Source organism: Staphylococcus sp. GDY8P54P, from assembly GCF_017892645.1.
GTDB lineage: Bacteria > Bacillota > Bacilli > Staphylococcales > Staphylococcaceae > Staphylococcus > Staphylococcus ureilyticus.
Map to the genome: position 1 here is coordinate 269,083 of NZ_JAESLN010000009.1, position 22,348 is coordinate 291,430.

Consider the following 22,348-nt stretch of genomic DNA (forward strand, 5'->3'; position numbering starts at 1 on the left):
TTTTGGGGGCTTTTATTGTTAAATTAATACTGCTTATGCTTATGTCATGATGTCTTTTGATCATTTCCTCTTTTTTTAATTGTCTTCATCTTTATAATTAATCCATATGTAAATCATTAATATGGCAAAAGAAATCAAGATAAGCAAAATTAGCGAAACTATAATAGTCATTAAAGATTCCACTTATCGTGCCTCCGCTCATAATATATCACTCACCATATTATACCATAACCATCCTATCCATTCGCGTCATTTAAAAATTAAATAAAATACAATTAAACACTTAATAATTTTATATTTTTTTTAGCTTTCGAAATAAACATGATTCCATGTTTTTGAATAAAATTAAATATAGTGTTGCTCAATTTTACTTTTTCCCTTAAAATCAAATTTAATACGGCGTTAAAATTAATTAAACTATTATATAAATGGTTTATAAAATTTAGGGGGCACTCAATGACAAATATACGTTATTTATCAATCGATGATATATCCAACTATAGAACATTATTAAAACGTGGCATTCATGAAAATCTTGACGTATTTGCATGGAAATTGCAAAATGATCGCTGCTTGGCCGAACTAAATTTACAAGATTTACTTTCTACCAATTCAAATAAATCAATTGTCATTGGAGCCTTTCAAGATAGCGTTTTGATAGGTGCTGTAACACTTATGTTTAATCAGAGTTATAGCTTGGCACACAAAGCAGTTATTGAGAATATGTGTGTTATGGGCGAAAACCATGAATCTAGAGAATATCTTGCTAAACAATTAATGGAATATGTATTCCAAATCTGTCAAAAAAAACAAATTGAAATTCTAATGACTTCACTTATATCAAATAATATTAGTGGCAAAGTCTTTTTTAGCAATTTAAATTTTGAATTACTTGCAATAGAAAAATTTGCTCGGAAATATGAAGTGGGTTATGTTGACGAACACTGGTTGATTTATTATTTCAACGGAGAAGATATGACATTATTCGAATAACATATGACCTATTGATTGAAACCACCTCATTCAATCAATATACGTTCCACTACCTATGATCATTTAGCATTTTTGTTAATAACCTTTTTAATAAATGTTATGACATATTTAAAAATGACTTGCAATTAAATTGTTAAGCAAATATTATTTTATTAAGCTATCATTTAAAACATTAGATTAATAAAAGTATTTCTTAGAGAGGACTGAACAATTTGAAATATGCAACGACATTATTATCACTGTTCTTGTCATTAATTACATTAACTACCCCATTATTAGCTGTTAATAAAATTTTAGAAGAAGATATGCAATTATTAGCTGGTCTATTATTCATTTTAGGCGTACTACTCATTAATTTATATGCATGTTTACGTGGGGATCGTATTGCTAATATATTTGCAATGTTGGTATCGTTATTTTCATTCGCATTATTAAGTTATCCATTTTGGAAATCGTATGTAATAAACTTTTTCATTTAATTTTATGAATACATATTTTTTATAATATTTAATTATCAAAACACTTCATAACTATACATTTTAGTTATGAAGTGTTTTTTCTATATACATTTTTTAAAAAAGAAAAAATTTTATTTTAAAAATTTTCTGAAAAGTATATAATGATTAAAACAAAGGGGGAAAATTGAATATATGAACTTAGCAATTCTCGGTTTTATTATGATTATCATCTTTATGGTATTAATTATGACTCGTAAAATGTCAGCTTTGACTGCATTAATTGTTATACCAACCATTTTTGCTTTAATCGGTGGTTTCTACTCAGGTTTAGGTAAATTTATGCTAGATGGCATAGAAACTGTTGCACCAACTGGAATTATGCTGACTTTTGCCATACTTTATTTTGGCGTTATGATAGATGCAGGATTATTTGAACCAGTCATTAATCAAATTATAAAAGTCGATAAAGGGGATCCAGTAAAAATAGCAATAGGGACCGTAATATTAGCATCAATGGTAGCACTTGATGGTGATGGTACCACTACTTTTATCATAACTGTAACTGCAATGATGCCGCTTTATAAAAAAATTGGTATGAGTCTGTATACTTTATCTACATTAGCACTTTTATCTATCGGGGTTATGAACATGTTACCTTGGGGCGGACCCACTGCACGTGCGATTTCATCTTTGCAAGTAACTACTGAGGAAGTCTTTGTACCTATCATTCCTGCAATGATTGGTGGTATATTATTTGCTTTTGGAGTTGCTTACATACTTGGAAAACGTTCAAAAAGATATCTCACATCAAATACAAATATTGATTTAAACGATATAAAACCTACTGATACAAAAGAAGAATCTTTATTAAAAAGACCTAAAATGCTTATTCCAAATGCGATACTTACAATTTCATTAATCATCTGTCTGGTTATCGGCTTAATGCCAATACCAGTTATGTTTATGCTATGGTTTGGCTTTGCAATTTTACTAAACTATCCTAATTTAAGTATCCAAAATTCTGTTGTGAAAAAACATGCTAGCGACGTACTTTCTGTAATTAGTCTTGTTTTCGCTTCAGGTATATTTACAGGCGTAATGAATGGGACAAAAATGGTTAACGAAATGGCTAATACCTTAGTACAAATTATACCAGATGCTATGGGTAACCACTTTGCACTAATCACTGCAATTCTGAGCGGACCATTTACATACTTTATGGCAAATGATCCTTTCTATTATGGTGTATTACCTATTTTAGCTGAATCTGCACAACAATTTGGCATTTCTAAAGTTGATATGGCCAGAGCTTCAGTTCTTGGTCAACCCTTACATGTATTAAGTCCATTGTATGCTGCTGGTTATTTACTTGTAGGTATGCTAGATATAGAATACGGTCAAAATCAGCGTATTGTAATAAAATGGGCAGTTGGCTCTAGTCTATTCATGATTTTAATTGCTTGTATTTTAGGAATTATACCGTGGTAAAATGTAATTCACAACTTGCAACTAGAATATATGTAAAGTAAACAAAATCGTTAGCTTTTGAATATAAAAAGCACTCATCCAATTTTTTAGTTTGGATGAGTGCTTTATTTGTATACGAGATGAATAATTTGCCTCACCAAGTTAATTAGTCGATGATACGTTTTTCGTACTGTGCTTATATTTATATATTAACGATGATAAATATAAGCTTTAAAACACTGCATAATAACAAATTTCAATCATTTATTATTTTTTCATCAATAAGTAGACAAATAACATAAAATTGTCGTTTTATTTTATGGGTACTTGGGTAAAACTTAACGTCGGATTTACAATGTTAAGGAGTGTTTTTATGGATCAGATTCATGAGTGCAAATATATTAATCCTTCAAAAATTTCTCTCGATTGGGAATGTTTTGTTCTAAGTAAAAGTGACATGGAATTGGATGGTTTACCTACAGAACTTATTAATACATGGATGGCTCAAAATATTATTGAACCTTTTTCAATAAGAAATAATGAAATTAACTTTAGAACGGAAGACATTAAACATGCTTTAAAAATAAGAAATTGGTATTACGAACACTGAATCTTTATTTTAATTGACACTTAAATTATTCAGATATAAACTTAATGCCCTTTTTGCAGATGTCATTACTTCATTGTAATTATAATTCGTTTTAAAGTATGCATATAATTCCTGATAACCAGTTGCATGTTTAGGGAAATTGTTATCTTTATTTATAAAATAGGCAAGTTGACCAAGTGGCGTGTCGTCATTAACAAAGTCAATAATAAAATCATAAAATGTCATAAGCATTACCTCGATTACTTAAATTTTAATCGTTACATGTCTTACTATTTAAAGCCTTTTCATAATCATAACAAATAATATTTATTTGTCTATCACTGTTCATTTTTAAAATTAAAAATGATGAGTTTAATTGTTGTTACCATAGTATTTAACTAAAATTGTAAATATTGTAAAGTTTATGGGTTTCATTACTAAAGCAATAAAAATTTTATATCTTTTCACTTAAATTTTATTGTAGTCATTATTCTTTTACAATATAAAAACAACCTAGGCGAAATTGTTTCGCTTAGGCTGTTTTTTATACAATAATTTTAAACTAAAACATTACCATTTTGATCTGCAGGTTTGAATACCGTAATAATTGCACCAATGATAGCTAAAATTTGTGGGATACCTGTCCAACAAAATACAAGGAACAAGAGACCCATTCCGGTTTTTCTAGCATAAAACTTATGAATTCCAAAACTTCCTAAAAACACTGCTAAAACAATATAAATCACTTTATTGACTTCATTCATTATTTTCTATCTCCTTACTTATTCGATTCACTACTATTATACAATGTTATACTAAATAAAATCTAAAATTTTAATGCTATACGCTTATTCTTTTCTAATGCGCAGACACTTTTCAAACTAAACGCATTAGAATATCTTATACTATGGCATCTTATGAATAAATGATAAAATAAGACTCAAACTAGCTTACTAATCTAAAAACAATTAATTTTTAAGTTATTGAATAAAATCATCAAATTGTACAATTAAGATGAAATGCAAAGGAGGGACAAGACTTTGAGTTTACATTTCATGATTATATTTTGGCTTTCACTCATATTTTTAGTTTGTGGAATTATTTCCTTAATAATCTATAAGTTAAAAGGTACACAACAAACAAAAGAATCTTTACTCGGACTGACTGTTATTTTAATTATTTTTGGTGTTGTAGGTATACTCTTCACTATCATTTTCGGTTAGTTCATTTTAAAACTTTCAATATACGTGCAAAGTGTAGCGATCAAACATGCTTAACTTAAACCAAACGATATTATAAACTTCTTGAGGTACCACTTAAAACAAATTAAATAAGTGGTGCTTTAGTATAAGCTTTCGCTCATATAATATTTAAAGTTCATTTTTCTTCCTAAAACCTTAACTCATTTAAAAAACGAATCAGGTATGCTTATACCTATGTTTAAGTATCGAACGTATCGATTCAGTTTGTAATAAAATGAAAAACCATTAAGAGAATAATAATTAATATAAAGAAATATATAAAACGTTTAATCGCTCTGATTTTTTCATGGCGTATTTCTTCCTTAGAGTGATTGACATTTTCATGCAACCTCGTATTTATAAATAAAAATGGCATCGTTGCTAAAAAAGCAAAAATTAATGCTAATATAATAGATAATAAAACAATCATGCTATCACCTCATATCAATATATTTATTGAACTTATTCCCTTTCGAGTTCAATTAATTCAAAATTTAAGATTCTACTGTAGAAAAATCTTAAAAAAGCACAATCATAAGGAGAGAAAAATATGAAGTTAACTTATTTACCTAAATGGCAAATAATAAATCAAAGTCAAAAAAATTTTATGATTCAAGAAGATACAACATCTATTTCTCTTGTGAGTCCAATTAATGAATACGCGATGGGCATTTTAAGCCAAATTTATTTTACGATTGAGCAAGGCAATGTTGTTAATACTACGATTGAAAATAATAGTGATGAATTGAAAGTAACTGTCGATGAAGAAAATTTAACACTTTATATCTTCGACCTTTAAACAAACCAAACATGAAAGAAGCTCACTTCACCGTATTTTTATTCAATTAGTCGATGATTAGTGTATGATATATATAAATATAATTACTTTGTAATAGACATATAAATTCATACAGGTAGGTGAAAAGATGAAACTATTAAAAAATCTGTTATTACTTATATCTGGCGTTTTAGTGATTCGTGCATTGCTTTTAAGTATTGATAACACAAACGATGATAAAATCGAAAATAAAGTGAGCGTTCAAGATAAAAACAAAAAATAAAATCTAAACTAACTGTTCATATAAGAAGTGGGACTTGAAATCAAATGTCATACATGATTTCTCTCCACTTTTTTTGTTTCAACTATTCTGTATCACTGACTGTGTATGTACCAAATCCAAGAACAAAAATTAATATACGAGAGGTTATTATGCAATACATAAAATCCAAAATTGAAAAACACCAAATTTATATTTATTTTATTGCACTTTTTAGTGGAATAATCGTTGGCTTAATATCCAATGCTTTTGCCAATATATTAGAAACTATTATTTCTGCTAGCTTGTGTATCCTTATGTTTAGTATGTTTTCACAAATTCCATTTTTTAACATCAAACACAACTTACTTAATATAAAATCTATTTTGGCATTATTAACATCAAATTTTATAGCTATACCATTATCTGTTTTTGGTTTAATTCAATTGTTTGATGTTTCAAATGTTCCTATCATCATAGGGTTGTACCTTGTTTTACTAACGCCTTGTATTGACTACGTAATCGTTTTTAATGCTTTAGGAAAAGGAAATGAACAACTCATGTCGTTTGCTACACCACTGCTGTTTTTAGGCCAAATTTTATTATTACCTTTATATTTTACGTTGTTTCTAAACATTGATATTTTTTCACAAATAGATATTTTGCCATTCTTAAAGTCATTTTTAATGTTCATAATTTTCCCTTTATTATCAGCACTTTTATTACAATATACCAGTGAAAAATCTGAAAGCATAAATCAAATATTAAAGTTAACATCTTGGCTTCCCGAAATTTTCATGGCACTGGTTTTATTTTCAATTGTAGGTTCACAAATAAATAAAATTATTTATAACTTAAATATTGTCTTTTCAGTAATACCTATTTATATTTGCTTTTTAATCGTATCCCCTTTTATAGGTATTTTATGTGGAAAATTATTTAAAGTAACACAAGAAACTAAAAGAACGATAGCTTTTAGTTCAAGTACAAGAAATGCACTTGTTGTCTTACCTTTAGCTTTAGGGTTACCAAACCATTGGGTAACCATTGCAACTACTGTCATTATTACGCAAACATTATGTGAATTATTAGGCGAACTTATCTACATCAAAATGATACCTAAATACATTAAATAATTATATTACTATTTATCAGAGGCTAATTATTATTCATTTACTCTTAAATATATTAAACTAATATATAATTAACATTTTACACCACTCTCATTAAATAGTTCATGAACTCTGTCTCATTTTAGCCAAACGCTAATTTTTTAATTTGAAAACGGGGTGATTAAGATGCAAATTTTAAGAAGCGTATCTGAAAATAACCGTACAACTTTCCACATTAAAACGGATTTAGGCTTAATTATTAAAGTTACTGTTGATAATGAATTAACTTCAAAAGATAACAAACTTTTACTAATAAAAATAGCTAACGACATGGATCAAAAACTCCAAGGCAATGTTGAATCTTTTAAAGCTTAGTGATTTTTGAATAAATGTATGCATACAAAAAGGAGTGAAAATAGGAAACCATCAGTAAAATATGGATTCCTTTTCACTCCTTTTATTATTTATTAATTAACAAGCACAATGATAAATCCAATAAATAGCACTAACATTGATAGCCTTGGCTTACTTTTTCCAAACAAACCACTCAATAATACAAATGCTAAACCTACAATTAATAATTGATTATTAAACGTTGTTAGCCCCATTAAATCACCAGCCATCATTATAACGCCATATATAACAACAATCGTTATCGCTAGGCTACATAAAAATGACAATATACTCAATAATCTCACAATATACATCCCTTTTTATAAATAGTTATACTATATGCAGTATAAAACAAAAACGCCGCTTCGAAAAGCGACGTCAATCTCGAAAATATATTCCACACTAAAGTTTGGAGGACTTTTTGTGCTTGGTTAGTTATACCCTTCTTTATAAAATAAAAACACAAAAAACTAATTTTTCCAAAAAATTATCATGAATTATAATTAACAGTTAAAAATGCATTGTTTTGAATAAGATTCAACAAGTTAATTAAATTAATTGAATCATACCAGTGGAAAAGAATTTAATAAAAAGTTATCCTATAGTTAAAGTATTAATCATTTCAATTATAAAATAATAATTTATTCGTCTTATAAAAGTAATGTTTCTATTTATGCATTATTTTATATTGTAGTGAATTGTTTTATAGAAAAAAAGGGTGATGAGATGAAAGTATTACGGAAAGTTTATAAAGACGAAGAACCAATTTACCATGTTAAAACCGATAAAGGTTCTGTTATTAGAATTAAAGGTTCTGACGAATTGACCGATGCAGAAACTGAAGAATTATTAACAATAGTTGCAGAGGATATTGATAAAATGAAAAAATAAATAATCAAATTTGTGAAGGATGATGTTTACGATGGACAAAGGGGTTACATCGTAAGTATCATCGTTATTTTACTGCTTGGTTAGGCATCATAACTGAGTCTTTATATATTATATAATGCTTTTTTAACAATGATTGATACTGAAATCACATTTTATAAAATACTTTGATGTAATAAATAACAAGCACCAAATTTAATTTATATCAACATAAATTAAATTTAGTGCTTAACAAAAAATTACGGAAACTATTCGTAAATATATAATTATTGCTCAATCAATTGAATTAAATTACCACAAGTGTCATCAATGATTGCTAATTTAATTCCTTCAACCTCTTTTGGTACTGTATGGAATTTCACATCTAGATCTGACAGTGACTGATATGTTTGTTCTAAATTAGAAACGCCAAACATTGTGACTGGAATACCTGCATTAAATAAATCGTTTTGATATGTTTTTGCTATAGGATTCTCATTAGGTTCAAGAACAATTTCTACCGGGTTGTCAGAATTGTTTTCTTTTACAGTTAACCATTTAAACCCGCCACCAATCTCCATATCATGTACAAGTTCAAAACCGAGCTTTTCTGTATAAAATTGTTTTGCCTTTTCTTGATCATCTACAAAAATACTCGTAGCAATTATTTTCAATTTATTTCCTCCTTTATTTATAAATATTTTTAATGTCTTCTTTTTATACCCAATTCTTGTCCCCTGACACTTTAAATATTCAACCAATGATTCATAGTTAAATTAAAAATATTAAAGTTGTTAGTAATGACAATGCCAATGAATACTAAATTATTAGTAATTTGAACATACCTTTTATCTGTACTAAAATAACTAATGTAAGTCTTATGTATTTAATTATGGGAGGTTTAAATTTTGGAAGCTTTAACTGAATTACGCGAAAAAAAGCATTTAAGTTTGTCTAAATTAGCGATTAATTTAAACAAAAGTTATGAGAAAAATTACAGAATATGTCAAATTTGGGATTGGGAACATGGATATAGAGAACCATCAGAGAATGACACTAAAATACTGGCTGATTATTTCAACGTATCTCAAAAAACATTTAATCAATAATTATATGAATTTAGTACGAATATTGAATTTATATAATTATTGATTAGATTGTTATCATGTATCACTATTTATATATAAACTAGACAACTATCATTTATTAAATCGTCTAGTCGACATGCAAAGTCACAGATAGTTAATGTATGTTTATTGTTAATGAAAGTCATGCAATAACAGTCATTTTCTAACTGTTTAGAGTCTGTATGTTGTTTGAGCCTGAAACATTTTCAGGCTCTTTTTTTGTAGTGTTATTCATTACTTTTTATAAACAATTGTAATAAAATAATCTACGCCTTCCACAGTGTTCGTAACAGAAGGTGTCACTGATACGAGTTCCCAGTGTTGTTTATCATCCACTTCATGTAAAAATTGGTTCACTCGTGCATCAAATTCTTCAAAACTTTCTTCGTATTCCATATGCAAAGTTTTAATAAACATATTTGTCTCCTTCTATTATTTTGTCTTAATTATTTTCTTATTATAAATCTTCCAAATTACTGAAACAAACATTTTAAAATATTTGAAGACTTAATAAACTATAAATTTGTAAATATACTTTAAAAACTTATGATAACTGCATTTCATTATTTAACCAATCAACAATTTCTTTAAAAATACTCTTATTAAAAGAAGATTCATTAAATATTTCATGTTGTAAACCATCATATATATGAATTGATTTGTGTTCTGAACCTATTTCATCAAATAATTGTAGTGAATCTTTATAACTCACCAGACCATCCTCTTTACCATGTAATATTAATGTAGAATCAATAAATTTAGAGGCATTTTCTTTTAAATACTTTACTCCCTCAATGAGTGTTGATACTAGTCCCATTGAAATTTGTTTAGCGTTTAAATCATCTAATGCATATTTTTCAACAACTTCTTGGTCAGAACATAGTCCTTCACTAAGCACGTTATCAAAATAACTATTCATATCTATCTGTTTGTCTACTTCACCAAATAATTTTTTATTATATCTCGTTAAAGCTCCCGATGTTATGATGCCACTTACTTCATTCGGATGTTGTGTACCGAATAAAGTTACAGTATATCCACCCATACTATGACCAATTAAATAAATTTTACCTTCATAATTTTCTTTAACTTTATCAATCACTGCAGACAAATCTTCTACGATTTCATCCTTATTACTATAAAATGTCTGTTTTCCTTCCGAACGGCCGTGTCCGCGTTGATCATATCTAATGACATTGAATTTATTTTCATTCAAATAACTAGTTATTTCATCATAACGATCAAGATGTTCAGCTAATCCGTGGACAATGATAATATTTGCTTTAGCCTTTTCAACTTCATTTATTTTTGTATAAAGTTTCGTGTTTTCTTTGGACAATACATATTTTATATAATTCATTTTCACTTCACCTCATAGTATTAAAAATAAATTTATTTATACTATTAAAGTCCCCCTTTCAAATTAAAAACAAACTTAATCTGCCTATAATATTCCATAAATTCGTAAATGGTGATTGACCTCGACCTTCTTTCAACCTTTAAATCTTAGTTAATGATATGATTATATTGGAGGGCGATATGAATGGCGAAATATATATTATCCTATAATTTAAATTCTATTTCTTATGGATATGAAAAGTTACCATCAAAGTTAAATCTTGTAGGTAAACCATTGTACATTTATAAAGGACTGTGGTTATTAAAAAGTGACTTGGATCAAAATAGCATTTGTGAAAATATAAAGAGTGCTTTCAATTCAAATGATGATTTTTTAATATTTGAAATTAATCAAAGTCCTTTGGGCACTTTGAGTGCACAAAAGTACGACGAAATATTAAATTTACTTAATGATTAAACATATTCTTAAATTTGAATGTGTTTTTTATTTGTATTATTTAAGTTAATTCCATAAATATGTTATAATTTTTATTACTTAAAAGATTTATGTATAGTACAATTATATAAATGGTCAGTTTTGTACTTCAACCTATTTCACAGTTTCATTTGCAATTTCATAATTTTAAAACAATGACCATTGTTAAGGGGATATTTATGAAAATTATTGATTTCAAAATTAGTAACTATGATATAATCTATACTGTTAAAACGGATAACGGACATACGTTTTCCCACGCTCTACCAAAGGATACAACATCACAAAATGTTCATCGTTATTTGAATATATTGTGTATTAATGTTGACCGAACAAAGTAATATATACCTATAATTATTAAGAGGACAGCTCTTTTAACTGTCTTTAACTATTAAATAGATACAATATTTCTAACAAAGTCTAGCAAATGATCTTCAAAGTTCATTTACTAGATTTTTTTATTCTCATTAATTCATACTACATTCTTCAACTAAAATCATATTTATTTAATTCTTTTATAAAAATTTTGTTATAATTAAGTTTAAAATAATTTTTCAGAATATTAAGATTTTATTTTATATAAAATAATGATATTAGTTCAAAATTTATGTTAACTCAAAGGGGTGTATCAATGAAATTTTTAAAAAACAAAGGGAAAACAACAAATAAAAACAGAAAAAAGTTCGAAATGCCTCATATTTATGTCATATTATTTATATTTGGTGCCATCGCTACCATTTCCACTTACCTCATTCCTTCCGGAGAGTTTAATCGAATTGAAGGACCTGAAGGCAGAGAAATGGTTGATGCAGATTCATTTCATTACATAAAAGCTACACCAGTCAATATAATAGACTTTATATCCATTATTCCTAAAGGACTCATAGCAGCAGGTGAAATCGTATTCTTCACACTTATTATTGGTGGTATGTTTATGGTATTAAGACGTACTGGCATTATTGAAATTGGTGTTGATAAACTCGCGCGTAAATTTTTAAACCATAGTATCTTTATCATTCCAGTATTGACCTCTGTATTTGCAATTATTGCTACTTTAATTGGTACAGCTGAACTTTCGCTTGTATACATACCAGTTATCATTCCGTTAATTATTGCCTTAGGCTATGATTCTATAACGGCTACTGCAATTGCGTTATGTGGTACTGTAGTCGGTTTTACAGTTGGTGTATTAAATCCAATCAACACTGGATTGGCTCAAAAATTGTCCGGTGTACCTGTTTTTTCTGGTATTGGCTTACGACTCACACTCTTTATCATTGTGCTCTTTGTAACAATATTATTTATAATGAGATACGCTCAAAAAGTAAAACAAAATCCAAATATCAGTTTAGTTTATCAAGAAGACACAGAAAAAAGACAGACATATAAAGATATTACGAAGCACAAACCATTGGTTGCCACTCAACGTCAAAAAATCGGTATTGCTATAGTATTAACCTTTTTCGTCATACTAGTTTATGGCGTGACTACACAAGGTTGGTTTATGGTTGAAATGTCCGGCTTATTTATCATTATGGGCATTGTCGTTGGATTAGTTACCGGGTTGACTACACGTGAAATTTGCGAATCATTTAACGACGGATTTAAGGATGTTTTGATGGGCGCTATCATTGTTGGGCTTGCCCGTTCTATCGTGGTAGTTCTTGAAGATGGTAAAATTATGGATAGTATTGTCTATGGATTAGGTTCTGTTATTGAGGGGGCCACACCGACTGTCGCAGTCATTGGTATGTATATCGTTCAGGTATTAATTAACTTCATCATCTCATCGGGAAGTGGTCAAGCACTTGTCACTATGCCTATCATGGCACCTTTAGCCGATATGCTAGGTATTACTCGCCAAACAGCCGTTTTGGCTTTCCAATTAGGCGATGGTTTCACACATGTATTCTACCCCACAAGCGGTTATTTCATGGCTGCATTAGCTATTGGTGGCGTGTCTTATACCAAGTGGATCAAGTTTTTCTTTCCACTATTTATTATATGGGGACTTATTTCTATTGCTACATTGGTAATTGCGCAATTAATTGGCTGGTCCTAAATATGCTAATACTGGTCATTCGTATATCAGAGCTATTGATAAAATTTTAGTCTTTTATAACTTTTAATGAGTACATAAACGTCAATTTCTATTGAGATGAAATAGAAATTGACGTTTCTTCTGTTTTATAAAAAATGATATGCTGTTGAACGATTAACCTTTTTGGCAAACTTTGAGAATCAATTCAAGTTCACGTTTCCCCTATGGATACAGTCAATCATCATTCTATTAAAAATCAATCATTAATTCATTCTAAAATACTACGGTTTTCATTTTCTTTGATTACCAATTTTTAAATTCCAGTTGCAAGATTATTCTCTTATTTTTAAATTAATCTTTTATGTTAATCATCATTCTCTATCACTTTTTCCATTCTATAATTAGTAGTTTGAAACCCTAACTTATGATACAAGGACACTGCCCGCCTATTATGACCGAACACATGTAAACCGATACGATGTATATTATTTTTTTCACAATAATCTTCGATACAAAGCATAGTTTTCTCACCTAATCCTTTCCCTCTATAATTGTCAAAAATATGTACATCATAAATAAAACACTTATTTATCTTTTTATTTTCCGCAAAATGCAGCCAGCAATATCCAATCGCTTCGTTCAAATAAACAACAGTAAATAAATATTGATTATCAGTAGCTAATCCGTGGGGCAGTAATTTTTCAAAATCTGAACGTGCCCTTTCAATAGCTCCTTCTGTTTCCCAAACACCGCTTTTTATATGTTCATGTGCATATTCATGTATGCTCTTTTCATAAACTTTATCAAAAGTTCGTTGCGTCATTGGTTCTAGTGTTAACGACATGTCATCCCCCTCTCTTTAAATTAACACTAGTTTAGCATAATTCATTTTTCGTTTACGAATTAAAAAAAGTGGAACAAACACGTTACCTTTAAAAAGATAGTGTCGTTCCACTTTATCAAAGTCACTATATTCGCACATTTATTCAAAATTTTTATAGTGCTATTTCAATTTCAATGTCATCGCATTAATGGCAACAATAACCGTACTTAAAGACATCAAAATTGCTCCTACAGCAGGTGATAAGATTAAGCCAATAAATGCTAAAACGCCAGCTGCGAGCGGTACAGCAATAATGTTATATCCAGCGCCCCACCATAAGTTTTGAACCATTTTTCTCATAGTATTTTTAGAAAGTGTAAGGAAATGAATAATGTCTGATGGTGCACTTTTAACAAGGATCACATCTCCTGATTCAACAGCAACATCCGTACCTGCACCAATAGCCATACCTATATCCGCTCGAATTAAACTAGGTGCATCATTGATTCCATCACCAACCATCATTACTTTATGTCCCTCAGCTTGATAGTGTTGAATAATCTTTTCTTTATCTTCAGGTAATAGTTGAGCATGAACATCATTAATACCTAGTTCTTTAGCGACTGTATTTGCCACTTCATTATTATCACCTGTTAACATCACTGGTGTAATATTTCTTGATAATAAATCTGAAACCATTTTTCTCGAACTTTCTTTAATTTTATCACCTTGTGCAATCACTCCAATGACTGCTTCATTATGAATTAAAAAGCTAACTGAATTACCTTGTTTAGCAAGTTTTTCAAACTGTTCTATATCATATTTCAAATTATTTTTTTCTAAATAACTTACATTGGTAATTTTATATTTTTGATTTTCTATTATACCTTGTAAACCAACACCTGGTATATTTGTTACTTCTTGAGGATTTTTGATTGTGATACCTTTATTTTTTGCAAACGTCACGATGCCTAAAGCAAGTGGATGGTTAGAATTACTTTCCAATGAGGCAAATAAAGATAAGATTGCTTCATTATCACTTTGAGGTGTATAGCTTTCATAATGATTAACTGAAAAATCACCTTCAGTTAAAGTCCCTGTTTTGTCCATCATAATATAGTCAATATGCTGAGCTAATTCAACAGAAGATCTATTTTTTATGATTAAGCCATGATGTGCACCAATAGAAGTAGAACGTGCTGTAACAAGTGGTATTGCTAATCCCAATGCATGCGGACAAGCAATAACCAATACTGTCACTAATCGTTCCAAAGCAAAATCTAAATTATTATGGATAATCATCCACACGATAAATGATATTAAACCAATACTCACTGCAAAATAAAATAGATAGCCTGCTACTTTATCTGATAATAATTCAGCGTCTGATTTGTCATTTTGTGCTTGATTGACTAACCCCATCACTTGGGATAAATAGCCATTTTCACCTGTAGCAGTTACTTTGACATTTACCGTACCTGAACCATTTATTGAACCACCAATCACTTCATCTTGTACATTTTTAACCACTTGCTTAGATTCTCCTGTGACTAATGATTCATCTACAGAAGTACTACCTTGAATAATCACACCATCTGCCGGTATGCTTTCTCCAGCTTTCACTTCTACGATATCATCCACTTCGATTTCTGAAATAGAAACTTCTTCTTTTTGTTCTGAATCTATGACTTTTATTGCTTTGTTAGGTAGAAGTTCTGCCATTTTCTTTAAAGCATTGCCTGCATTACCAACTGCATTCATTTCTATCCAATGTCCTAATAACATAATTAATATTAATGTTGCTAATTCCCAGAAAAAGTCCATTACATGTCCTGATACATTGCTAAAATGATTCATATAAAATGCATATAAACTATAAACATATGCTACAGAAATACCTAACGCAACAAGCGTCATCATACCAGGCTTTTTAGACGCAAGTTCATCTTTTGCACCAGTTAAAAAAGGTTTGCCACCATAGAAAAACAAAACTGTGGCAAGTACTAATACAATCCAATCAGAACCATTAAATGAGAACTGAAACGGTAATTTTATTCCCATCATTGGTGATAAAATGATGATTGGTATGGCAAATAATAATGATATAAAAAATTTACGCTTAAAATTACCATGATGATGTCCATGGTGTTCATGCATTTCATGTTCTTCATGATGATGTGTATGATGTCCTTCGTGCATCTGATTCTCATGACTATCATGTGCTTCATGATTATTGGAACTTGTCATATTATATCCTCCTTACAAAGTGTATCGTTATTCTCTTAACATAAACGATTATAACATATACCCCTATAAGGTATAATAAATATGCTTACAATTACTAAAAAAGACTGAAACCAACGAATTTCATCGCCTTGATTTCAGTCCTTTTGATCACAGCTATTTATTTTAAGAAATACTAAATGCTATTCACTTACTGCAAAATAATTACCTTGTCCATCTTGAAAATTAAATACACGCGTTCCTGACATTTCAATAATATCATGTCCAGTTAAACCCATGTCTTTTAATTTTGTATAAAGCTCATCAAAATTAGAAGCTTTAAACATCAGTGATGGTGTTCCCAGATTAACGCCTGGGCTATATTTTTTTATAAATTCTTTTTCCATAATAGAGATAGATGTTTCAACTTCATTATTGGGAGCAATTTCTACTGCTTTATATCCCTCCGCTAATGCTTCTTCTGATAAAACTGCAAATCCCATGGTATTTTTCCAAAAATCAACAGCTTTTGACTGATCATCTACATATAGCATGACTTGATTTAATTTTTCCATTTCAATACACCTTTCAATTTTAGACATGCTTAAATATAGCCAAAACGATATACATATAAACGATTTATGTAAAAAATTTTTTCCTGTATATAAGTATATAAATTTAAATTTTAGTATTCTCATTAATAATTTAATCTTCTAAAGGATTCAAGTTCCTACCTAAACATAGTATGTTTCTATATATCATTGGTGGGATGAATTTATTATTTTATCTATGGGTTATTATTAAAACCACCGTCAACACCCATTTTTTTCATTTCTTTTACTTCTTCTTGACTATTCAATGTAAACACATGAACTTTTAAACCGTTTTTGTGAGCTCGTTTAATCAATGCTACATCTACGTTTTTCTGACTTATCCCTATGCCATATATAAATTTTGACAAACGTTGCAGTTCTTTATCTGATAATTCATTAATCTCATTATCATCAATCAGTTTTATTAATGGAATGTTTTTATTTATTTTATGGATGTTTACTAAACTACTTTCAGAAAATGACTGTATTATAACTTTGCCCTTTTTTAGTTTATATTTGCTAAGTAAAACTTTTTTATTAAGTTCTTCTATTAATTTTTTATCCATACCCGGGTAAATTTCAGGGTTTTTGGTTTCAATGTAGAAATTAGATTTTTTATAATACTTTTTTAATATGTCTGCTAATTCTGGTACTTTTTCATTTTTATACTTTTTCTTAAACCAAGATCCTGCATCTAATTTTTTAATTTGCGATATGTTTTTGTCTTTTACAAATCCTGTACCATCGGTAGTTCTATCAACTTTACTGTCATGCATTGCAATCAATTTATTATCTTTAGTCATTTGTAAATCTACTTCTATATAATCTGCATCTAATTCAATTGCTTTATCATATGCGACAAAAGTATGTTCAGGCGTCGTTCCGCTAGCACCTCGATGTGCAATGTTTAAATATTTTTTACTTAAAACATCTGGAGCACAGCCAGAGAGTAATATACTACATAAAATACACACGCCAATTACTTTTTTCATTTTTACGTCTCCCTTTTACCATATAATTAATAACAAAAAATTAATTATTTACTCATTAAAATAACCACCCTTAAAGGTGGCTGCAAAAATAATAAAGCTCTAAAATAAATCATATTTTTATAATATTATAGTAAATTAGGTTTTTCAACGCTTTTTATAGTAAAATTCAGCAACACTGTGACATAAATAAATTATTATTATATAATATGAACAAATAATTCATTTGTCATAGTTAATTCAAAATCATGATATGCTAAATCAAAATGAGGTGCTTTATGAGATTTAAAAAAAGTCTAAAATATTCTACTATTTTTTTCTTGATAATAACATTTATCACAATTTTAACTAGACCATCAGAAACAAAAATAAATGAAATTATGAACGCTTCTAATTTCAATACATTGCTTTTGATTAGTAACGAATTTATAAAAACAATATCTATAAGTTTACCACCATCAATCATCATATTTTTGGTTTTTTATTTTTATATTTTAAGATCTCAACAAGATTAATATGCTGAATGCTTTTTTGGACAAAAGTACTTATCTCTTATTACAACGCAAAAAATTGTTAAAAATAAATTTGTAATTAAAAAGTTAATGCTTCTCAAAGCACATGCTTAAATCTTTACTTCTAAAATTATACATATAATTATATTCATTTAGCCTTAACCTATTAAATCCACTCTAAAAATAGTTTTTATTACAAAAACGCCCACCAATTGGTGAGCGTTTGTTTACTGAAATTTAGTTTTATAAAAAGAAGCATAAGCATCATCTATTAATCACTTTATGACTATGCATTTGTAAAGTACACACTGCTAAAAAATTTAAGGAATAATGTGCAACCTACTTTTATTAACTACATTATTTATTAAATTTGATTGATTATTTAATATTCCTCACATTATATTTCACTTTAAGTATTAATTTGTACTTTAGTTACATAGCCATCATTTACATAAAATTTAATTGATGTACCATTATAATTACGTTCATACATATTCCCTGCTGGTGTGTCCGTTACATCTGAAGGTCCATATACTGTTAATAAATCATTTTTTGAAACAGTTTTACCATCTAAATCAAAAGTAACAGCATCTGCTTTATTTTCGCCAGTTTTACGAAATGATTGATCATATATATCTACCATCTCCGCTGTTTCTGCATCGCTATTTGTAATTTTATAACCATTAATTGTTAAATTTTTGTATTTAATTGCATTAATAAAATCTTGATCCAAAATAAATTCACTATTTGCTGATGTATAACCTGTATAGTTATAATATGGCGTTTCTGCTGCTTGGGTTTGTGATTGATGTGAATCGATTGCTGCTGCACCTACTGCTGTACTAAATACGAGGCCGCAAGATAACATTATCTTTGACACTTTATTCATATTAAACACTCCCTGTAAAAATTTTGAATCTCAGTTGATTCAATTGTAATATTACACTTATATTACAAAAAGTCAATTGTTTACTGATTAATATAATCCCCAAAATTTTTGAGTTCACAAAAATTGACACCTCACATAACGTTAGAAAATTACAAGACTATTATTCATTAATTAAACAAGTAAAATGAAATTATCAATTATAAAGGAGAAAATATCATGCCTTATTTATTATTAATTTTAGCTATAGTGGGAGAAGTCATAGATAGTGCATTTCTTAAATCATCTGAAGGTTTTTCTAAGCTTTTTCCAACTTTGGCAACAATTATTTCATTTCTTGCATGCTTTTATTTTTTAAGCAAAACTTTACAATATTTACCATTAAATATTACATATGCTAGTTGGGCTGGACTTGGTTTGGTACTTACAACGATTGTGTCAGTTGTAATTTTCAAAGAACAAATTAATTTGATGAGTGTCATTTCAATTACTATTATTATTGTTGGTGTTGTATTACTTAATACTTTTGGGTCAACTCATTAGACACTTAATTTTTAAATTATTAGCCACCTTAGATAGGTGGCTACAGACTGTCGACAAAGTCTCCAACTTTGTTGGCAGTTTTTTTATACACGCTTTCCGCGGGCACTGCCTTATCTGTAGTCTTCGTCTAGTGTTATTCCCGCAGGAGTCGGCATAAATCACTGCCAACATTATAATATATGTAAATTAAGCAGTGATGGTGTTTATTATGTTGAATAAACCAATTGACAAAAGAGATCGATATGAAATAATTTCTATCTCTGACTTAGTCGCTAATAGTCATTTATTATGTAAAGTCGATGCGATATTAGATTTAAATTTTGTATATGAACTTGTCGAATACAAAGGAAGAATTAATATAAACATGGTCAAAGTAAATTCGTTTCTGAAAAATTGAAATGTGCCTTATCTATAGTAAAAATACGACTTACTATAGAATCCTAATTCATGTTCATAATAAAAAAAGGAACTGTTTGAAAGTCCCTTTAAAGTGAGTTACCAAGTTATAATTTTTAATTTTCAATTTCCTTCAATGCCTTTTTAGGTATATCCATTTTATTCACTTCTTCATACGTAGCCACATGGGCTCCTTTATGAGTGATTTTCAAATATTTGTCTAGCTTTAAAGTTTTTGCAGCTGTGAAAGTTATATCTCTACTTTCACCATATTTATTATAAGCATTTTGTGTGTAGCTAACTCTATCATATTCGAGAAATTTATCAGGCTTTTTGGTTTTTACATAACTATTTTCTTGCTTCACTAGGGGGTTAATTTGATCAATTATGCCGGCAATTTCTCCCTCTTGCTTTTTTCCATTGGATACTATGTACATGCCTATTAGTATTATTGCTAAACCTAGTATTACAACTGGCATTAAAATCAATATCTTTTTCATTTAAAATCATTCCTTTCGTTATATAAAATTATTTTATCAATCAATATGAATTAAGTGTACTTACAATATTGTTATCTTTTTTCACTTAAAATTTAGTTAATAGCAAAATATTATAAATAAAATTACTATTATTTATATAGTGAAATATATTTTCAAATACAGTTTTATTGTCTTTAGGACTAACTGTTATAAAAGCACTTTATTTTTAATACTTAAATTAAGAATGCACCAGTTTATCTAGCTATGATTTCTATTGTCTTAAGTATTTTTACTTTGTTCATTTTTCCTAAAAAGTAAATACTGGATAATTAAAAAGGATAGGCATTCATTTGCCTATCCTTCTGCATTAAATCCAAAATGACCTGCTAGCTTTTCTGATTCGTAAAAAGTAGTTCATTTTTATATTTCTTTGCTCAATATATTTTTTATCTTTTCTTTAAAAAGTGGTGTATAAATATAGCGATAGCCTTTTAAAGTTGGGTGTGCATCATCAGCAAAAAGTGTATTATCATATTTTATTTGTTCATTTGCCCATTGATTGCCCCAAACATCTAAAATTTCAATATCCCATTTTTCTTTTAGTTTATATAAATTATATACCAAAAATTCATAATAATGATCTGCTTTTCTAATACAAGTATAAAATAATATAGGCGTATCCAAGGTTAATTTAGCGTAACTAATAATATATTCCATTGCGCCAATTGTTGTTTCTACATCAAAAGCATTATGATCATATTCTTTTTTTATTTCACCTACATATTTATTTAACCTACCATCATTCGTTGATAACTGACAAATCAACAAATCAAATTTGTTTTTACTTAACTTCTCTTTTTTTATTCTTTGGACATATGAATTTTTTTCTGTTCCTGCCAAACTTGTACCCGAAAGTGCTTCTTTCGTTGTGTTCATATGAGATTCTATATTTAAAAATTCAACAAATGAAATCCCATGAGAAGCCGCACCATATGTAATTGAAGAACCTAAAAAAAGAATGTTTTTATCAGCTAAACCATCTTCTCTTTTGAAAAATTGGGAGTTCGGTTTAAAACTACTTTTATTGCCTTTTCGTATATCATTAACAAAATTTGTCACTGCAGAAGCTAATTTCCCAACAATATACACGCTAATTAACATTATTACCTTTTTCAATTTTATAGCTCCTTTTGGACATTATCATATTAAATTCTCAAATATACATTTTAATTAGTTAGGTACATTGAATTACTAATTTTCATGATATTATAACTTGATTATGACAGAAAGTTTACAGTCTAACTGTATGCATAAGTCAATGAAAAACAACTCATGATATCAATATTTTTTATATTTCACATTGATAATCTTATTTAAGTATTCAATTTTATATAATTTAATCTTTTTAGTTCAAAAGTTCTACGTCTATTGAAATAATATTACTCACATTGATATATCTACCACTGTCTTTTAAGTAAAAGTATTCATGTTTCTTAATTGCTTTTTCAAACCTTTTTAAAGCCAATGCTTCACTAATTTCCCAAATATTTTCTACATACTCACGAAACATATTTCCATCGTTCGTTTTTATTTTAAAAACAAAAATTTCGTCCATCTATATTCACCCTGTGTAAGTATTATAAATTAATTATCCAACTAATTACTTAGCATTGCAAATTAGATACATTCCTAAATCGAAATACATTTTTACAATAACTTAATTGCTTTCAAAAATAATGCACAAG

29 protein-coding genes are annotated in these 22,348 nt (G+C 28.5%); 14 read left to right on the forward strand and 15 right to left on the reverse strand.

Annotation, left to right across the window (positions count from 1 at the left end; genetic code table 11):
* Positions 1-456 precede the first annotated feature (456 nt).
* From KA883_RS05030 to KA883_RS05045, 4 genes are all read left to right on the forward strand, one after another.
* Positions 457-993 carry a GNAT family N-acetyltransferase gene (locus KA883_RS05030; protein WP_046207486.1) on the forward strand — a complete coding sequence of 179 codons (537 nt, stop codon included), beginning with the start codon at positions 457-459 and terminating at the stop codon, positions 991-993.
* A 212-nt stretch (positions 994-1,205) separates the two neighbouring features.
* Positions 1,206-1,472 carry a hypothetical protein gene (locus KA883_RS05035; RefSeq protein WP_046207485.1) on the forward strand — a complete coding sequence of 89 codons (267 nt, stop codon included), beginning with the start codon at positions 1,206-1,208 and terminating at the stop codon, positions 1,470-1,472.
* A gap of 171 nt (positions 1,473-1,643) precedes the next feature.
* Positions 1,644-2,939, forward strand: coding sequence for a CitMHS family transporter (locus KA883_RS05040; protein WP_210139890.1), 1,296 nt, complete (start codon positions 1,644-1,646; stop codon positions 2,937-2,939).
* Positions 2,940-3,291: 352 nt separating this feature from the next.
* Entirely contained in the window at positions 3,292-3,528 is a 237-nt protein-coding gene (locus tag KA883_RS05045) for a hypothetical protein (RefSeq protein ID WP_046207483.1), read from the forward strand.
* A 9-nt stretch (positions 3,529-3,537) separates the two neighbouring features.
* On the opposite strand, the gene KA883_RS05050 is transcribed toward KA883_RS05045, so the two are convergent.
* Together KA883_RS05050 and KA883_RS05055 are read right to left on the reverse strand one after the other, a co-directional pair.
* The gene (locus tag KA883_RS05050) at positions 3,538-3,753 is read right to left on the reverse strand and encodes a sterile alpha motif-like domain-containing protein (protein WP_046207482.1); all 216 of its coding nucleotides are present in this window, start codon (positions 3,751-3,753) and stop codon (positions 3,538-3,540) included.
* A gap of 311 nt (positions 3,754-4,064) precedes the next feature.
* Positions 4,065-4,271, reverse strand: coding sequence for a TM2 domain-containing protein (locus KA883_RS05055; RefSeq protein WP_019467917.1), 207 nt, complete (start codon positions 4,269-4,271; stop codon positions 4,065-4,067).
* A 276-nt stretch (positions 4,272-4,547) separates the two neighbouring features.
* Here KA883_RS05055 and tsaT point away from each other — a divergent pair, with 276 nt between their 5' ends.
* Positions 4,548-4,730 (forward strand): type II toxin-antitoxin system toxin TsaT, encoded by a 183-nt coding sequence (gene tsaT / locus KA883_RS05060; RefSeq protein WP_064209474.1) that lies wholly within the window; start codon positions 4,548-4,550, stop codon positions 4,728-4,730.
* Positions 4,731-4,968: 238 nt separating this feature from the next.
* Here tsaT and KA883_RS05065 read toward each other — a convergent pair whose 3' ends face one another.
* Positions 4,969-5,178 (reverse strand): hypothetical protein, encoded by a 210-nt coding sequence (locus KA883_RS05065; RefSeq protein ID WP_046207480.1) that lies wholly within the window; start codon positions 5,176-5,178, stop codon positions 4,969-4,971.
* A gap of 120 nt (positions 5,179-5,298) precedes the next feature.
* Here KA883_RS05065 and KA883_RS05070 point away from each other — a divergent pair, with 120 nt between their 5' ends.
* From KA883_RS05070 to KA883_RS05080, 4 genes are all read left to right on the forward strand, one after another.
* Positions 5,299-5,547, forward strand: a complete 249-nt coding sequence (locus KA883_RS05070) for a hypothetical protein (protein WP_046207479.1) — start codon at positions 5,299-5,301, stop codon at positions 5,545-5,547.
* A 127-nt stretch (positions 5,548-5,674) separates the two neighbouring features.
* Entirely contained in the window at positions 5,675-5,809 is a 135-nt protein-coding gene (locus KA883_RS13680) for a hypothetical protein (RefSeq protein ID WP_256277551.1), read from the forward strand.
* Between the two features lie 149 nt (positions 5,810-5,958).
* Entirely contained in the window at positions 5,959-6,921 is a 963-nt protein-coding gene (locus KA883_RS05075) for an arsenic resistance protein (protein ID WP_210139891.1), read from the forward strand.
* A 162-nt stretch (positions 6,922-7,083) separates the two neighbouring features.
* Positions 7,084-7,272: a hypothetical protein gene (locus KA883_RS05080; RefSeq protein ID WP_046207477.1), complete on the forward strand. Its 189-nt coding sequence runs from the start codon at positions 7,084-7,086 to the stop codon at positions 7,270-7,272.
* Positions 7,273-7,364: 92 nt separating this feature from the next.
* On the opposite strand, the gene KA883_RS05085 is transcribed toward KA883_RS05080, so the two are convergent.
* On the reverse strand, positions 7,365-7,595 hold the full coding sequence (locus KA883_RS05085) for a hypothetical protein (RefSeq protein ID WP_046207476.1): 231 nt from the start codon (positions 7,593-7,595) through the stop codon (positions 7,365-7,367).
* Positions 7,596-8,016: 421 nt separating this feature from the next.
* Between KA883_RS05085 and vraX the strand changes: the two genes are divergently transcribed.
* Positions 8,017-8,181, forward strand: a complete 165-nt coding sequence (gene vraX, locus KA883_RS05090) for a C1q-binding complement inhibitor VraX (protein WP_164996921.1) — start codon at positions 8,017-8,019, stop codon at positions 8,179-8,181.
* Positions 8,182-8,444: 263 nt separating this feature from the next.
* Here vraX and KA883_RS05095 read toward each other — a convergent pair whose 3' ends face one another.
* On the reverse strand, positions 8,445-8,831 hold the full coding sequence (locus KA883_RS05095; protein ID WP_046207475.1) for a VOC family protein: 387 nt from the start codon (positions 8,829-8,831) through the stop codon (positions 8,445-8,447).
* Between the two features lie 234 nt (positions 8,832-9,065).
* On the opposite strand from KA883_RS05095, the gene KA883_RS05100 reads away from it, so the two are divergent.
* Positions 9,066-9,266 carry a helix-turn-helix domain-containing protein gene (locus KA883_RS05100; RefSeq protein ID WP_046207474.1) on the forward strand — a complete coding sequence of 67 codons (201 nt, stop codon included), beginning with the start codon at positions 9,066-9,068 and terminating at the stop codon, positions 9,264-9,266.
* 252 nt (positions 9,267-9,518) lie between these two features.
* Here the strand turns inward: KA883_RS05100 and KA883_RS05105 are convergent, their stop codons facing one another.
* Both KA883_RS05105 and KA883_RS05110 read right to left on the reverse strand, forming a co-directional pair.
* Positions 9,519-9,701, reverse strand: coding sequence for a hypothetical protein (locus KA883_RS05105; protein ID WP_046207473.1), 183 nt, complete (start codon positions 9,699-9,701; stop codon positions 9,519-9,521).
* A gap of 127 nt (positions 9,702-9,828) precedes the next feature.
* On the reverse strand, positions 9,829-10,644 hold the full coding sequence (locus KA883_RS05110; RefSeq protein ID WP_046207472.1) for an alpha/beta hydrolase: 816 nt from the start codon (positions 10,642-10,644) through the stop codon (positions 9,829-9,831).
* Positions 10,645-10,827: 183 nt separating this feature from the next.
* On the opposite strand from KA883_RS05110, the gene KA883_RS05115 reads away from it, so the two are divergent.
* Both KA883_RS05115 and KA883_RS05120 read left to right on the forward strand, forming a co-directional pair.
* Positions 10,828-11,100 (forward strand): hypothetical protein, encoded by a 273-nt coding sequence (locus KA883_RS05115; protein ID WP_046207471.1) that lies wholly within the window; start codon positions 10,828-10,830, stop codon positions 11,098-11,100.
* A 649-nt stretch (positions 11,101-11,749) separates the two neighbouring features.
* Entirely contained in the window at positions 11,750-13,180 is a 1,431-nt protein-coding gene (locus KA883_RS05120; protein WP_046207470.1) for a YfcC family protein, read from the forward strand.
* A gap of 343 nt (positions 13,181-13,523) precedes the next feature.
* On the opposite strand, the gene KA883_RS05125 is transcribed toward KA883_RS05120, so the two are convergent.
* From KA883_RS05125 to isaB, 5 genes are all read right to left on the reverse strand, one after another.
* On the reverse strand, positions 13,524-14,003 hold the full coding sequence (locus KA883_RS05125) for a GNAT family N-acetyltransferase (protein ID WP_046207469.1): 480 nt from the start codon (positions 14,001-14,003) through the stop codon (positions 13,524-13,526).
* A gap of 159 nt (positions 14,004-14,162) precedes the next feature.
* Entirely contained in the window at positions 14,163-16,229 is a 2,067-nt protein-coding gene (locus tag KA883_RS05130) for a heavy metal translocating P-type ATPase (protein ID WP_210139892.1), read from the reverse strand.
* Positions 16,230-16,408: 179 nt separating this feature from the next.
* Positions 16,409-16,780, reverse strand: a complete 372-nt coding sequence (locus KA883_RS05135; protein ID WP_046207467.1) for a VOC family protein — start codon at positions 16,778-16,780, stop codon at positions 16,409-16,411.
* A 212-nt stretch (positions 16,781-16,992) separates the two neighbouring features.
* The gene (locus tag KA883_RS05140; RefSeq protein ID WP_046207466.1) at positions 16,993-17,790 is read right to left on the reverse strand and encodes a glycerophosphodiester phosphodiesterase family protein; all 798 of its coding nucleotides are present in this window, start codon (positions 17,788-17,790) and stop codon (positions 16,993-16,995) included.
* A gap of 918 nt (positions 17,791-18,708) precedes the next feature.
* Positions 18,709-19,188 carry an immunodominant staphylococcal antigen IsaB family protein gene (isaB, locus tag KA883_RS05145; RefSeq protein ID WP_046207464.1) on the reverse strand — a complete coding sequence of 160 codons (480 nt, stop codon included), beginning with the start codon at positions 19,186-19,188 and terminating at the stop codon, positions 18,709-18,711.
* Positions 19,189-19,404: 216 nt separating this feature from the next.
* On the opposite strand from isaB, the gene qac reads away from it, so the two are divergent.
* Positions 19,405-19,728, forward strand: coding sequence for a QacCGHJ group quaternary ammonium compound efflux SMR transporter (qac, locus tag KA883_RS05150; RefSeq protein ID WP_210139893.1), 324 nt, complete (start codon positions 19,405-19,407; stop codon positions 19,726-19,728).
* A gap of 512 nt (positions 19,729-20,240) precedes the next feature.
* Here the strand turns inward: qac and KA883_RS05155 are convergent.
* The 3 genes from KA883_RS05155 to KA883_RS05165 form a co-directional block, all read right to left on the reverse strand.
* The gene (locus KA883_RS05155; RefSeq protein ID WP_046207461.1) at positions 20,241-20,624 is read right to left on the reverse strand and encodes a YxeA family protein; all 384 of its coding nucleotides are present in this window, start codon (positions 20,622-20,624) and stop codon (positions 20,241-20,243) included.
* Between the two features lie 399 nt (positions 20,625-21,023).
* Positions 21,024-21,779: an SGNH/GDSL hydrolase family protein gene (locus KA883_RS05160; protein WP_155390652.1), complete on the reverse strand. Its 756-nt coding sequence runs from the start codon at positions 21,777-21,779 to the stop codon at positions 21,024-21,026.
* A gap of 229 nt (positions 21,780-22,008) precedes the next feature.
* Positions 22,009-22,218 (reverse strand): hypothetical protein, encoded by a 210-nt coding sequence (locus KA883_RS05165; protein WP_046207460.1) that lies wholly within the window; start codon positions 22,216-22,218, stop codon positions 22,009-22,011.
* Between the last annotated feature and the right edge of the window lie 130 nt (positions 22,219-22,348).